This is a genomic window from Pseudomonas putida, assembly GCF_002025705.1.
Taxonomy (GTDB): Bacteria; Pseudomonadota; Gammaproteobacteria; order Pseudomonadales; family Pseudomonadaceae; genus Aquipseudomonas; species Aquipseudomonas putida_J.
The window spans coordinates 677,091-691,297 of the sequence record NZ_CP018846.1; the positions used below are offsets into that span (position 1 = coordinate 677,091).

General features: G+C 63.5%; 11 protein-coding genes. 10 read left to right on the plus strand and 1 reads right to left on the minus strand.

Annotation, left to right across the window (positions count from 1 at the left end):
• The first annotated feature begins 2 nt into the window (after nt 1-2).
• The 9 genes from murD to lpxC all read left to right on the plus strand — a co-directional run bounded on the left by murD (nt 3) and on the right by lpxC (nt 10,453).
• Nucleotides 3-1,349, plus strand: coding sequence for a UDP-N-acetylmuramoyl-L-alanine--D-glutamate ligase (gene murD / locus BUQ73_RS03190; RefSeq protein ID WP_079226638.1), 1,347 nt, complete (start codon nt 3-5; stop codon nt 1,347-1,349).
• On the plus strand, nt 1,346-2,560 hold the full coding sequence (gene ftsW, locus BUQ73_RS03195; RefSeq protein ID WP_079226639.1) for a putative lipid II flippase FtsW: 1,215 nt from the start codon (nt 1,346-1,348) through the stop codon (nt 2,558-2,560). Before murD ends, ftsW begins: the two co-directional genes overlap by 4 nt.
• Nucleotides 2,550-3,629: an undecaprenyldiphospho-muramoylpentapeptide beta-N-acetylglucosaminyltransferase gene (gene murG, locus BUQ73_RS03200; RefSeq protein ID WP_079226640.1), complete on the plus strand. Its 1,080-nt coding sequence runs from the start codon at nt 2,550-2,552 to the stop codon at nt 3,627-3,629. Before ftsW ends, murG begins: the two co-directional genes overlap by 11 nt.
• Entirely contained in the window at nt 3,622-5,070 is a 1,449-nt protein-coding gene (gene murC, locus BUQ73_RS03205) for a UDP-N-acetylmuramate--L-alanine ligase (protein ID WP_079226641.1), read from the plus strand. The genes murG and murC overlap by 8 nt, the downstream gene beginning before the upstream one ends.
• A complete protein-coding gene (locus BUQ73_RS03210) occupies nt 5,067-6,023 on the plus strand; it encodes a D-alanine--D-alanine ligase (protein WP_079226642.1) in 957 nt (318 codons plus the stop codon). Before murC ends, BUQ73_RS03210 begins: the two co-directional genes overlap by 4 nt.
• Nucleotides 6,024-6,028: 5 nt before the next feature.
• Complete coding sequence (locus BUQ73_RS03215) at nt 6,029-6,898, plus strand: cell division protein FtsQ/DivIB (protein ID WP_079226643.1); 870 nt, start codon at nt 6,029-6,031, stop codon at nt 6,896-6,898.
• A 14-nt stretch (nt 6,899-6,912) separates the two neighbouring features.
• Nucleotides 6,913-8,175 carry a cell division protein FtsA gene (ftsA, locus tag BUQ73_RS03220; RefSeq protein ID WP_027594020.1) on the plus strand — a complete coding sequence of 421 codons (1,263 nt, stop codon included), beginning with the start codon at nt 6,913-6,915 and terminating at the stop codon, nt 8,173-8,175.
• A gap of 55 nt (nt 8,176-8,230) precedes the next feature.
• On the plus strand, nt 8,231-9,427 hold the full coding sequence (ftsZ, locus tag BUQ73_RS03225; protein ID WP_027917991.1) for a cell division protein FtsZ: 1,197 nt from the start codon (nt 8,231-8,233) through the stop codon (nt 9,425-9,427).
• Nucleotides 9,428-9,541: 114 nt separating this feature from the next.
• On the plus strand, nt 9,542-10,453 hold the full coding sequence (gene lpxC / locus BUQ73_RS03230; protein ID WP_027917990.1) for a UDP-3-O-acyl-N-acetylglucosamine deacetylase: 912 nt from the start codon (nt 9,542-9,544) through the stop codon (nt 10,451-10,453).
• 52 nt (nt 10,454-10,505) lie between these two features.
• Here lpxC and BUQ73_RS03235 read toward each other — a convergent pair whose 3' ends face one another.
• Complete coding sequence (locus BUQ73_RS03235) at nt 10,506-10,967, minus strand: DUF721 domain-containing protein (protein ID WP_079230475.1); 462 nt, start codon at nt 10,965-10,967, stop codon at nt 10,506-10,508.
• 389 nt (nt 10,968-11,356) lie between these two features.
• Between BUQ73_RS03235 and secA the strand changes: the two genes are divergently transcribed.
• On the plus strand, nt 11,357-14,092 hold the full coding sequence (gene secA, locus BUQ73_RS03240; protein WP_079226644.1) for a preprotein translocase subunit SecA: 2,736 nt from the start codon (nt 11,357-11,359) through the stop codon (nt 14,090-14,092).
• Nucleotides 14,093-14,207: the final 115 nt, after the last annotated feature.

Sequence of the window (14,207 nt, forward strand, 5' to 3'; positions counted from 1 at the left end):
GCGTGTCATTGATCGCTTCCGACCAATTCCGCATCGTTGTCGGCCTCGGCAAGAGCGGCATGTCCCTGGTTCGCTTCCTGGCGAACCGGGGCATTGCCTTTGCGGTCGCCGACACCCGTGAGCAACCGCCGGAACTGGAAACCCTGCGCCGTGATTACCCGCAGGTGGAAGTGCGCTGTGGTGAACTGGACGTGGACTTCCTGTGCCGCGCCAACGAGCTGTACGTGAGCCCGGGGCTGGCCCTTGCTACCCCGGCCCTGCAGCAGGCGGCGGCGCGTGGTGTGCAGCTGTCTGGCGACATCGAGCTGTTCGCCCGCCATGCCAAGGCACCGATCGTGGCGATCAGCGGCTCCAACGCGAAAAGCACCGTCACCACCCTGGTTGGCGAAATGGCCGCCAAGGCCGGCAAACGTGTGGCCGTGGGCGGCAACCTGGGCACCCCGGCGCTGGACCTGCTGAGCGACGACGTCGAGCTGTATGTGCTGGAACTGTCGAGCTTCCAGCTGGAAACCACCGACCAGCTCAACGCCGAAGTCGCCACCGTGCTGAACATCAGCGAAGACCACATGGACCGCTACAGCGGCCTGCCGGCCTACCACCTGGCCAAGCACCGGATCTTCCGTGGTGCCCGTCAGGTCGTGGTCAATCGCCAGGATGCCCTGAGCCGGCCGCTGCCGGTAGAAGGCCGCCCATGCTTCACATTCGGCCTCAACCAGCCGGACTTCAAGGCTTTCGGCCTGCGTGAAGTGGATGGCGAGAAGTACCTGGCATACGAATTCGAAACATTGATGCCGGTGCGTGAGCTGAAGGTTCGCGGCGCCCACAACCAGAGCAACGCCCTGGCGGCCTTGGCCCTCGGCCATGCCGCCGGCCTGCCGTTCGCGCCAATGCTCGAAGCGCTGCGTGAGTTCAAGGGCCTGGCCCACCGCTGCCAGTGGATCCGTGAGCGCAATGCGGTCAACTGGTATGACGATTCCAAGGCCACCAATGTCGGTGCTGCGCTGGCGGCGATCGAAGGCCTGGGCGCGGACATCGAAGGCAAGCTGGTGCTGATCGCCGGTGGCGACGGCAAGGGCGCCGATTTCGCCGCACTGCGCGAGCCGGTCAAACGCTTCTGCCGCGCCGTGGTGTTGCTCGGCCGTGATGCTGAGCGCTTGGCCGAGGCCTTGGGCGATGACGTACCGCTGGTGCGGGTCAAGACCCTGGACGACGCCGTGCAGCAAAGCGCCGAACTGGCCGAGGCGGGCGATGCCGTGCTGCTGTCGCCGGCCTGCGCCAGCCTCGACATGTTCAAGAACTTTGAAGAACGCGGGCGCCTGTTCGCCCAGGCGGCGGGAGGGCTGGCATGATCTTCGGCATCCTCAAGCCGTACCCGTCGCCGCTGATCAGCGGCCGTGGCATCGACCTCGACTTCGCCATGCTGGCCGGTTGCCTGGCGCTGCTGGGCCTGGGCCTGGTGATGATCACCTCGGCCTCCTCGGAAGTGGCTGCGGTGCAGTCCGGCAACCCGCTCTATCACATGTTCCGCCATCTGGTGTACGTGTTCCTCGGCCTGGTGGCCTGTGGCGCGACCATGATGGTGCCGATTGCCACCTGGCAGCGCATGGGCTTCATGATGCTGATCGGTGCCTTTGGCCTGCTGGTGCTGGTGCTGGTGCCAGGTATCGGCCGCGAAGTGAACGGCTCGATGCGCTGGATCGGCTTCAGCTTCTTCAACGTCCAGCCGTCGGAGATCGCCAAGGTCTTCGTGGTCATCTACCTGGCCGGTTACCTGGTACGGCGCCAGACCGAGGTACGCGAAACCTGGATGGGCTTCTTCAAGCCGTTCATCGTGCTGCTGCCGATGGCCGCCCTGCTGCTGATGGAGCCGGACTTCGGTGCCACCGTGGTGATGATGGGGGCCGCCGCCGCGATGCTGTTCCTCGGCGGGGTGGGGCTGTTCCGTTTCAGCCTGATGGTGGTGCTGGCGGTGGCTGCAGTGTTCATCCTTGTGCAGGCACAGCCTTACCGGATGGCACGTCTGATCACCTTTACCGACCCCTGGTCCGACCAGTTCGGGTCCGGCTACCAGCTGACCCAGGCACTGATCGCCTTCGGCCGCGGCGAGTGGCTGGGTGTAGGCCTGGGCAACAGCGTGCAGAAGCAGTTCTACCTGCCTGAAGCACATACCGACTTCGTGTTCTCGGTACTGGCCGAAGAGCTTGGCGTGGTCGGCTCGCTGGTGACCATCGCGCTGTTCGTCTTCGTCACCATTCGCGCGCTGTACATCGGCCTGTGGGCAGAGAAGGCCAAGCAGTTCTTCGCCGCCTACATGGCGTTCGGCCTGGCATTCCTGTGGATCGGCCAGTTCCTGATCAATATCGGCGTGAACGTCGGCCTGCTGCCGACCAAGGGCCTGACCCTGCCGTTCCTCAGTTACGGCGGTTCATCGCTGGTTATCTGCTGTGCCTGCGTGGGCTTGCTGTTGCGCATCGAGTGGGAAAGTCGTACGCACCTGGGCAGCGAGGAGCACGAATTCAAAGAAAGTGATTTTGCCGAGGAGACCAATCATGGCCGCTGACGGCAAGAATGTACTGATCATGGCTGGCGGCACTGGGGGGCACGTGTTCCCGGCCCTGGCCTGCGCCCGTGAATTCCAGGCGCGCGGCTATACCGTGCACTGGCTGGGCACCCCGCGCGGCATCGAGAACGAGCTGGTGCCGCAAGCCGGCCTGCCACTGCACCTGATCCAGGTCAGCGGCCTGCGTGGCAAGGGCAAGCTCTCGTTGCTCAAGGCGCCGTTCACCCTGGTCAAGGCGGTGCTCCAGGCACGCCGTATCGTGCGCGAGCTCAAGCCCGTGTGCGTGGTCGGTTTCGGTGGCTACGTGACCGGCCCGGGCGGCGTTGCCGCACGGCTGTGTGGGGTGCCGCTGGTGATCCACGAGCAGAACGCTCGCGCCGGCACCACCAACCGCTTGCTGCTGCCACTGGCGGCGCGTGTCTGCGAAGCCTTCCCGGCGACCTTCGACGCCAGCGACAAGCTGCGTACCACTGGCAACCCGGTGCGCCCGGAGCTGTTCATGGATGCCCTGCGGGCCCCCCTGGCCGAGCGCCGCGCACGCCTGCTGGTGATGGGTGGCAGCCTGGGCGCGGAACCATTGAACAAATTGTTGCCTAAGGCCCTGTCCGAAGTGCCGGCGAACCTGCGCCCAGAGGTGTTCCACCAGGCCGGCAAGCACCATGCGCCAGCCACTGCCGAGCGTTACCGCGAGGCGGGTGTCGAAGCCCAGGTCGAGCCGTTCATCAAAGACATGGCCCATGCCTATGGCTGGGCCGATATCGTGGTCTGCCGGGCCGGTGCCCTGACCGTCAGCGAACTCGCGGCGGCGGGCCTGCCTTCGATGCTGGTGCCCTTGCCCCACGCGATCGACGACCACCAGACCCACAATGCCCAATATCTGGCCCGGGAAGGCGCTGCCTTCCTCATGCCACAAGCGACAACTGGCGCAGCGCAACTCGCTGAACGCCTGAACGAGGTGCTGATGCAACCCGAGAAACTCAACACCATGGCTGGCACCGCACGGCGCCTGGCCAAGCCTGCTGCAACCAGCACCGTGGTCGATATCTGCCTGGAGGTGGCCCATGGTTGAAAGCCAGAAAGCCATGCCCCAGCCGAAGATGGGCCGTATCAACCGCATCCACTTCGTCGGTATCGGCGGCGTGGGCATGTGCGGTATCGCTGAAGTGCTGCTGAACCTGGGCTACCAAGTGTCCGGTTCCGACCTCAAGGCGTCGCCGGTCACCGAGCGCCTGGAGTCGTTCGGCGCTGAAATCTTCGTCGGCCACCGTGCCGAGAACGCTGCCAACGCCGATGTGCTGGTGGTGTCCAGTGCGATCAACCCGGCCAACCCGGAAGTCGCCACTGCCCTGGAGCGTCGCATCCCTGTGGTGCCGCGTGCCGAGATGCTTGCCGAGCTGATGCGCTATCGCCATGGCGTGGCGGTTGCCGGTACCCACGGCAAGACCACCACCACCAGCCTGCTGGCCTCGGTGTTCGCTGCCGGCGGCCTGGACCCGACCTTTGTCATCGGTGGTCGCCTGACCGCTGCCGGCACCAACGCGCAGCTGGGCACCAGCCGTTACCTGATTGCCGAAGCTGACGAAAGCGATGCCAGCTTCCTGCACCTGCAGCCGATGGTTGCCGTGGTCACAAACATCGATGCCGACCACATGGCGACCTACGAAGGCGACTTCAACAAGCTGAAGAAGACCTTCGTCGAGTTCCTGCACAACCTGCCGTTCTACGGCCTGGCCGTGATGTGCCTGGACGACCCGGTCGTGCGCGAGATCCTGCCGCAAGTCAAGCGCCCGACCGTCACCTACGGTTTCAGCGAAGAGGCCGACATCCGCGCCATCAACGTGCGCCAGAAGGGCATGCAGACCCACTTCACCGTGCTGCGCCGCGACCGCGAGCCGCTCGAGGTGTCGGTGAACATGCCCGGCAACCACAACGTGCTCAACGCCTTGGCCACCATCGCCATCGCCACTGACGAAGGCATCAGCGATGAAGCCATCGTCCAGGGCCTGTCCGGCTTCCAGGGCGTCGGCCGCCGCTTCCAGGTATACGGCGAACTGCCGGTCGAAGGCGGCAGCGTGATGCTGGTCGACGACTACGGCCACCACCCGACCGAAGTGGCTGCGGTAATCAAGGCCGTGCGCGGTGGCTGGCCAAGCCGCCGTCTGGTGATCGTCTACCAGCCGCACCGCTACAGCCGTACCCGCGACCTGTACGACGATTTCGTCCAGGTACTGGGTGATGCCAACGTGCTGCTGCTGATGGAAGTCTACCCGGCCGGCGAAGAGCCGATCCCCGGTGCCGACAGCCGCCAGCTGTGCCACAGCATCCGCCAGCGCGGCAAGCTGGACCCGATCTACATCGAACGTGGCGCCGAGCTGGCGCCGCTGGTCAAGCCGCTGCTGCGCGCCGGCGACATCCTGATCTGCCAGGGTGCCGGTGATGTAGGTGGCCTGGCCCCGCAACTGATGAAAAGCCCGCTGTTCGCTGGCGCCAAGCAGGAGAAGTCGAAATGACCAGCGCCTACGAACAACTGCACTCGACCCTGGACGTGAAAGCGTTCGGCCGCGTGGCCGTGTTGTACGGCGGCAAGAGCGCCGAGCGTGAGGTGTCGCTGAAGTCTGGCGCAGCGGTGCTCGACGCGCTGACCACTGCCGGTGTGGACGTGGTCGGCATCGACGTGGGCGACGACCTGCTGGCGCGCCTGCAGAACGAGAAGATCGACCGCGCCTTCATCATCCTCCACGGCCGTGGCGGTGAGGACGGCAGCATGCAGGGCCTGCTCGAGTGCCTGGGCATCCCCTACACCGGCAGCGGTATCCTCGCTTCGGCGCTGGCGATGGACAAACTGCGCACCAAGCAGGTGTGGCAGAGCCTGGGTATTCCGACCCCGCGCCACGCGGTGCTGGGCAGCGAACACGATTGTGTTGCCGCCGGTACGGAACTGGGCTTCCCGTTGATCGTCAAACCGGCCCATGAAGGTTCCAGCATCGGCATGGCCAAGGTGAACAGCGTGGAAGAGCTGGTCGCCGCCTGGAAGGATGCCGCCCAATACGATTCGCAAGTCCTGGTCGAGCAATGGATTCACGGCCCGGAGTTCACCATCGCCGTTCTGCGTGGCCAGGTGCTGCCGCCGATCGCCCTGGGTACTCCGCACGTGTTCTACGACTACGACGCCAAGTACATCGCCAATGACACCCAGTACCGCATCCCGTGCGGCCTGGACAGTGCCAAGGAACAGGAACTGATCGACCTGACCGCGCGCGCCTGCGATGCCATTGGCATCGAAGGCTGGGGCCGGCTGGACGTGATGCAGGACGAGCAGGGCCGGTTCTGGCTGCTCGAAGTCAACACCGCACCGGGCATGACTGATCATAGCCTGGTGCCCATGGCGGCCCGCGCGGCCGGCCTGGACTTCCAGCAACTGGTGCTGGCGATCCTGGCTGAAAGCGTTGCGACGCGAGGTTAACCATCATGCAAGGCGCAATGATACGTCAGCAGCAACCCGTTACCGGCCGTAGCAAGCCGGTGCCGCGCGGTGCCAGCCGACTGGTGGCCGACGAGCCCGTATCGGCGCGCCTGCCGCGGCCCAGCCTGGGCGGCCTCAAGCGCCTGCTGTGGCCGATCGTGCTGGTGGCTGCAGGCTTCGGCGCCTATGAGGGCGCCATCCGCCTGATGCCTTATGCCGACCGGCCGATCACCAAGATCGACGTGCAGGGTGACCTCAGCTATATCAGCCAGCAGTCGGTGCAGCAGCGCATTGCGCCGTATGTGGCGGCGAGCTTCTTCAGCGTCGACCTCACGGCGATGCGTGCCGAGCTCGAGCAGATGCCGTGGATCGCCCACGCCGAAGTGCGCCGGGTGTGGCCGGACGAAGTGGTGATTCGCCTGGAAGAACAGCTGCCGGTGGCACGCTGGGGTGACGAGGCCCTGCTCAACAACCAGGGCCAGGCCTTCACCCCGCGCGAACTGGCCAACTACGAGCATCTGCCGCAGTTGGCCGGGCCGCAACGTGCCCAGCAACAAGTCATGCAGCAGTATCAGGTTTTGAGCCAGATGCTGCGCCCCATGGGCTTTTCCATCGCTCGCCTGGAGCTGCGTGAGCGTGGCAGCTGGTTCCTGACCACAGGTGCGAGCAGCGCCGGGCCAGGCATCGAGCTGCTGTTGGGGCGCGACCATCTGGTGGAGAAGATGCGCCGTTTCATTGCCATTTACGACAAGACACTCAAAGAGCAGATCACCAATATCGCCCGCATTGATCTGCGTTATTCCAACGGACTTGCCGTTGGTTGGCGGGAACCGAACGCACCGACGACGGCCAAACCCGCCGTTGCGAAGAATTAGAGAGAGGCAGGACCATGGCAAACGCGCATAGCGGAAAAATGATCGTCGGGCTGGACATTGGCACCTCCAAGGTGGTGGCGCTGGTGGGTGAAGTGGGCGAAGACGGCACCCTCGAGATCGTGGGTATCGGCACCCATCCGTCCCGCGGCTTGAAAAAAGGCGTGGTGGTGAACATCGAGTCGACCGTGCAGTCGATCCAGCGCGCGGTGGAAGAAGCCCAGCTGATGGCCGGCTGCCGCATCCACTCGGCGTTCGTCGGCGTGGCTGGCAACCACATCCGCAGCCTGAACTCCCACGGCATCGTCGCCATCCGCGACCGTGAAGTCAGCGTTGCCGACCTCGAGCGTGTGCTCGACGCCGCCCAGGCCGTGGCCATTCCGGCCGACCAGCGCGTGCTGCACACGCTGCCGCAGGACTACGTGATCGATAACCAGGAAGGCGTGCGCGAGCCGCTGGGCATGTCTGGCGTACGTCTGGAAGCCAAGGTCCACGTGGTCACCTGCGCGGTCAACGCGGCGCAGAACATCGAGAAGTGCGTGCGCCGCTGCGGCCTGGAAATCGACGACATCATCCTCGAGCAGCTGGCTTCGGCCTACTCGGTGCTGACCGATGACGAGAAAGAGCTGGGCGTGTGCCTGGTGGACATCGGCGGCGGCACCACCGACATCGCCATCTTCACCGAGGGCGCGATCCGCCACACCGCAGTGATCCCGATTGCCGGCGACCAGGTCACCAACGACATCGCCATGGCCCTGCGTACGCCGACCCAGTACGCCGAAGAAATCAAGATCCGCTACGCCTGCGCCCTGGCCAAACTGGCCGGCGCCGGCGAGACCATCAAGGTGCCGAGCGTGGGTGATCGCCCGCCGCGCGAGCTGTCGCGTCAGGCCCTGGCCGAGGTGGTGGAGCCACGTTACGACGAGCTCTTCACCCTGATCCAGGCCGAACTGCGCCGCAGCGGCTACGAGGACCTGGTGCCAGCCGGCATCGTTCTCACCGGCGGCACCGCGAAGATGGAAGGTGCCGTGGAACTGGCCGAGGAAATCTTCCACATGCCGGTACGCCTGGGCGTACCGCACAGCGTTCGGGGGCTGAGCGACGTGGTGCGCAACCCGATCTATTCCACCGGCGTGGGCCTGCTCACCTACGGCCTGCTCAAGCAGTCCGAGGACATGGTCCTGACCGGTAACAGCAACAGCAGCAGCAACAGCTATGGCGATGAACCGAAGGCCCCAGTGCTTGAGCGCTTCAAGCGGTGGGTCCAGGGCAACTTCTAAGTTTCAAAGCAGTAGTGGTAGGCGCGACAACTAGAGAACTGTAAGGAGAGGGAAAATGTTCGAGCTCGTAGACAACGTCCCGCAAAGTCCGGTCATCAAGGTGATCGGCGTCGGCGGTGGCGGCGGCAACGCCGTCAACCACATGGTGAAGAGCAGCATCGAAGGCGTCGAGTTCATCTGCGCCAACACCGATGCCCAGGCGCTGAAAAACATCGGCGCACGCACCATCCTGCAACTGGGTACCGGCGTGACCAAGGGTCTGGGTGCCGGTGCCAATCCGGAAGTCGGCCGTCAGGCCGCGCTGGAAGACCGTGAGCGCATCGCCGAGGTGCTGCAGGGCACCAACATGGTGTTCATCACCACCGGCATGGGCGGCGGTACCGGTACCGGTGCGGCGCCGATCATCGCCGAAGTGGCCAAGGAAATGGGCATCCTCACCGTTGCAGTGGTGACCCGTCCGTTCCCGTTCGAGGGCCGCAAACGTATGCAGATCGCCGATGAAGGCATCCGCATGCTGGCTGAGAGCGTCGACTCGCTCATCACCATCCCCAACGAGAAGCTGCTGACCATCCTGGGCAAGGATGCCAGCCTGCTGTCCGCCTTTGCCAAGGCTGACGATGTATTGGCCGGTGCCGTTCGCGGTATCTCCGACATCATCAAGCGCCCGGGCATGATCAACGTCGACTTCGCCGACGTGCGCACCGTCATGGGTGAAATGGGCATGGCGATGATGGGTACTGGCTGCGCCAGCGGCCCGAACCGCGCGCGCGAAGCCACCGAAGCGGCGATCCGCAACCCGCTGCTCGAAGACGTCAACCTGCAGGGCGCCCGCGGCATCCTGGTAAACATCACTGCAGGTCCTGACCTGTCGCTGGGTGAATACTCCGACGTGGGTAGCATCATCGAAGCCTTCGCCTCCGACCACGCGATGGTCAAGGTGGGCACCGTGATCGACCCAGACATGCGCGACGAACTGCACGTGACCGTGGTTGCCACTGGTCTGGGCGCGCGCATCGAAAAACCGGTGAAGGTTGTCGACAACACCCTGCAGACCGCTCAGCAGGTGTACGAGTCTTCCAACCCGGCTCCGGTTCGCCAGGAGCAGCCAGCCGTCAACTACCGTGACCTGGAGCGCCCGACCGTAATGCGCAACCAGGCCCACGCAGGTGCCGCCGCGGCAGCTAAACTCAACCCTCAGGATGACCTGGACTACCTCGATATCCCAGCCTTCCTGCGTCGTCAGGCTGATTGATGGAATTTATCAGGGGTATAAGGGTGATTGGTGTTCAGCAAAGGCCGGGTCTGTTATCATCCCCAGCCTTTGTTGATACCTGTTCGCATTATTTGCGCTGAAGCGGCCAATGCCATGATTAGACAACGCACCCTGAAGAATACCATCCGTGCCACGGGCGTCGGCCTGCACTCCGGGGAGAAGGTCTACCTGACCCTCAAGCCTGCGCCTGTCGACACCGGCATCGTCTTCCGTCGCGCCGACCTTGACCCTGTGGTCGAGATCCCGGCGCGTGCGGCCAATGTGGGTGAGACCACCATGTCCACCACGCTGGTCAACGGTGACGTCAAGGTCGATACGGTCGAGCACCTGCTCTCCGCCATGGCGGGCCTGGGCATCGATAACGCCTACGTCGAGCTCTCCGCCTCGGAAGTGCCGATCATGGATGGCAGCGCCGGTCCCTTCGTATTCCTGATTCAGTCTGCCGGCCTGGAAGAGCAGGACGCAGCCAAGAAGTTCATCCGCATCCTGCGCGAAGTGACAGTGGTGGAGGGCGACAAGAGCGCCACCTTCCTGCCATTCGACGGGTTCAAGGTGAGCTTCGAGATCGACTTCGATCACCCGGTCCTCAAGGGCCAGACCCAGAGTGCGGTCGTCGACTTCTCCAGCACCTCGTTCGTGAAAGAAGTCAGCCGCGCCCGTACCTTCGGCTTCATGCGTGACATCGAGTACCTGCGCAAGCACAACCTTGCGTTGGGCGGCAGTGTCGAGAACGCCATCGTGGTCGACGAGACTGGTGTGCTCAACGAAGACGGCCTTCGTTCCGATGACGAATTCGTCAAGCACAAGATCCTCGATGCCATTGGCGACCTCTATCTGCTGGGCAACAGCCTGATCGGCGAGTTCAAGGGCTACAAGTCCGGCCACGCGCTGAACAACCAGCTGCTGCGAAAGCTCATCGAAGAAACCGATGCCTGGGAAGTGGTCACTTTCGAAGATGCCAGCACGGCACCGATCTCGTACATGCGCCCTGTTGCGGCCGTGTAAGTTCGAACACTCTCTAGTTCATTGAGGCCACCTTCGGGTGGCCTTTTTTATTTCAGGGCTTTTCTTTGTTTTGCGCGTGGCTGGCCAGCCGTTCCAGGGCAGCACGCAGCTTGGGGTCGGCGATGCCTTCAGCGGAATCGCGGATGCTCTCGGCGGCGTAGTTCGACAGTTCGGTCGTATTAGTCCCGCGTTTGGCCGGCACCAGAGGCGGCTGCACCTTGTAGAGAATACGTTGCAGATTGCCAAATGCTTCCAGGGCCTGCAGCTGGCGCTGCAAGCGCTTCTGCTGGTAGCGCAGGCGGGTGGCCCAGTGGCCGTCGGTGACCACCAGCAGCAGCGTGCCATCGCGCCACGAGGCCACATGGCAATGCTCGCGGGCAGCCGGTTGCAGCTGGCTTTCCAGCAGGCGCTGCAGGTGCGCCAGGCGTTCGGCCTGGTTCAGCAGCAGGCGCAGCGGGCGATTCTGGCGCAGCAGGGTGGCGGGCGGCTGGGCGGGGGAAGGTTTGAAGGCCATGGCGGTTTGCATGAAGTCACAAGATGGGCAGTCTAACACCTCTGCTGCCTGCGCTGGCCTCTTCGCGGGCAAGCCTCCTCCCACAGGAAAACGCTGCCCTCAAGACGGTGAAGATCCTGTGGGAGCGGGCCTGCGCGCGAAGAGGCCGGTACAGGCAATACAAAATACGAGCCATTCTCGATACCTTTCATCCTCCTCTGGGTTGAACTCAGGGAAAATGCCCCTATCTTAGAAAAGCCCCCGCCTAAGCGCTGTGCCAGCATCGTGGCAATCGACCACTTTCCTCACCATCGTTTCCGGGTAGAATGCTCGTTCGCATGCGGCCTCAGGGCTGCACGGGCGACTCATGGGGCCGCCCTCCATCCCTACGTGTGGAAGATCCTGCCGATATGTTTGCGCCTTTGTTAAAAAAACTTTTTGGAAGCAAGAACGAGCGTGAAGTCAAACGCATGCTCAAGACGGTAGCTATCGTCAATGCCTTCGAAGAGAAGATGGTGGCCCTCTCCGATGAGCAGCTGCGGGCCAAGACCGCAGAGTTCAAGGAGCGCCTGGCCAAAGGCGAGACGTTGGACCAGTTGCTGCCCGAAGCCTTCGCCGTGGCCCGTGAAGCCGGCAAGCGCGTAATGGGCATGCGCCACTTCGACGTGCAGCTGATCGGCGGCATGACCCTGCACGAGGGCATGATCGCAGAAATGCGTACCGGTGAAGGCAAGACCTTGGTCGGTACCCTGGCCGTCTACCTCAACGCACTGTCCGGCAAGGGCGTGCACGTGGTCACGGTCAACGACTACCTGGCCCGCCGTGACGCCAACTGGATGCGCCCGTTGTACGAATTCCTCGGTCTGTCCGTGGGCATCGTCTCGGCCTTCCAGCCGCCTGAAGAAAAGCGCGCCGCCTACGCCGCCGACATCACCTACGGCACCAACAACGAATTCGGTTTCGACTACCTGCGCGACAACATGGCGTTCAGCCAGGAAGAGAAGTTCCAGCGTGAACTCAACTTCTCGGTCATCGACGAAGTCGACTCGATCCTCATCGACGAAGCGCGTACCCCGCTGATCATCTCCGGCCAGGCCGAAGACAGCTCCAAGCTGTACATCGAGATCAACCGCCTGATCCCGCGCCTGACCCAGCACATCGAAGAAGTCGAAGGCCAGGTCACCCAGGAAGGCCACTTCACCATCGACGAGAAGAGCCGCCAGGTCGAGCTCAACGAAGCCGGTCACCAGTTCATCGAAGAGATGCTCACCCAGGCTGGCCTGCTGGCCGAAGGCGAGAGCCTGTACTCGGCGCACAACCTGGGCCTGCTGACCCATGTCTACGCCGGCCTGCGTGCGCACAAGCTGTTCCACCGCAACGTCGAGTACATCGTCCAGGACGGCCAGGTCCTGCTGATCGACGAACACACCGGCCGTACCATGCCCGGCCGTCGCCTCTCCGAAGGCCTGCACCAGGCCATCGAGGCAAAAGAAAACCTGAACATCCAGGCCGAAAGCCAGACCCTGGCTTCGACCACCTTCCAGAACTACTTCCGCCTGTACAACAAGCTGTCCGGCATGACCGGTACCGCTGACACCGAGGCGTTCGAGTTCGCCCAGATCTACGCCCTCAACGTGATGGTCATTCCGCCGAACAAGCCGCTCGCGCGTAAAGACTTCAACGACCTGGTGTACCTGACCGCCGACGAGAAATACGCCGCGATCATCGCCGACATCAAAGAGAGCATGACCCAGGGGCGCCCGATCCTGGTGGGTACCGCGACCATCGAAACCTCGGAGCACATGTCGAACCTGCTGAAGAAGGAAGGTATCGACCACAAGGTACTGAACGCCAAGTACCACGAGAAGGAAGCCGAGATCATCGCGCAAGCCGGTGCTCCGGGTGCGCTGACCATCGCCACCAACATGGCTGGCCGTGGTACCGACATCCTCCTCGGCGGTAACTGGGAAGCCGAAGTGGCTGCCCTGGAAAACCCGACTCCCGAGCAGATCGCCCAGATCAAGGCCGACTGGCAGAAGCGTCACCAGCAGGTGATTCAAGCCGGTGGCCTGCACGTGATCGCCTCCGAGCGCCACGAATCGCGCCGTATCGACAACCAGCTGCGTGGCCGTTCCGGCCGTCAGGGCGACCCGGGTTCGAGCCGCTTCTACCTGTCGCTGGAAGACAGCCTGATGCGCATCTTCGCCTCCGACCGGGTGAAGAACTTCATGAAGGCGCTGGGCATGCAGTCCGGCGAGGCCATCGAGCACCGCATGGTCACCAATGCCATCGAAAAAGCCCAGCGCAAGGTCGAAGGCCGCAACTTCGACATCCGCAAACAGCTGCTCGAATACGATGACGTGGCCAACGAACAGCGCAAGGTGATCTACCACATGCGCAACAGCCTGCTGGCGGCCGAGAACATTGGCGACACCATCGTCGAGTTCCGCCAGGAAGTGCTGGACGCCACTATCAGTCAGCACATTCCGCCGCAGTCGCTGCCAGAGCAGTGGGACGTGGCCGGCCTCGAAGCGTCGCTGGCCAGCGACTTCGCCATCAAGCTGCCGATTCAGCAGTGGCTGGACGAGGACGATCACCTCTACGAGGAGACCCTGCGCGAGAAGCTGCTGAACGAGATCACCACCGCGTACACCGAGAAGGAAGACCAGGCCGGCCTCGAAGCCCTGCGTACCTTCGAGAAGCAGATCCTGCTGCGCGTGCTGGACGACCTGTGGAAAGACCACCTGTCGACCATGGACCACCTGCGTCACGGTATCCACCTGCGTGGTTATGCGCAGAAGAACCCGAAGCAGGAGTACAAGCGCGAGTCGTTCACCCTGTTCCAGGAGCTGCTCGATTCGATCAAGCGCGACACCATCCGCGTGCTGTCGCACGTTCAGGTGCGCCGCGAAGACCCGGCCGAAGAAGAAGCCCGTCTGCGCCGCGAAGCCGAGGAACTGGCCAGCCGCATGCAGTTCCAGCATGCCCCAGCGCCGGGTCTCGAGAGCGAGCAGCTGAGTGAAGAGGGCGCCGAAGTGGCCGTGGCCGCTGCCCCGGTGCGCAACGACCTGAAGCTTGGCCGCAATGAGCCGTGCTGGTGTGGTTCGGGCAAGAAATTCAAGCATTGCCATGGTCAGATCGAGTGACCTGACCCAATTGATGTAACGTGACAAACCGGGGGCCGCTTTGCGGCCCTTTCGCGACCCAAGGCCGCTCCCACAGGAATCGCAGTAATCCTGTAGGAGCGGCCTTGTGTCGCGA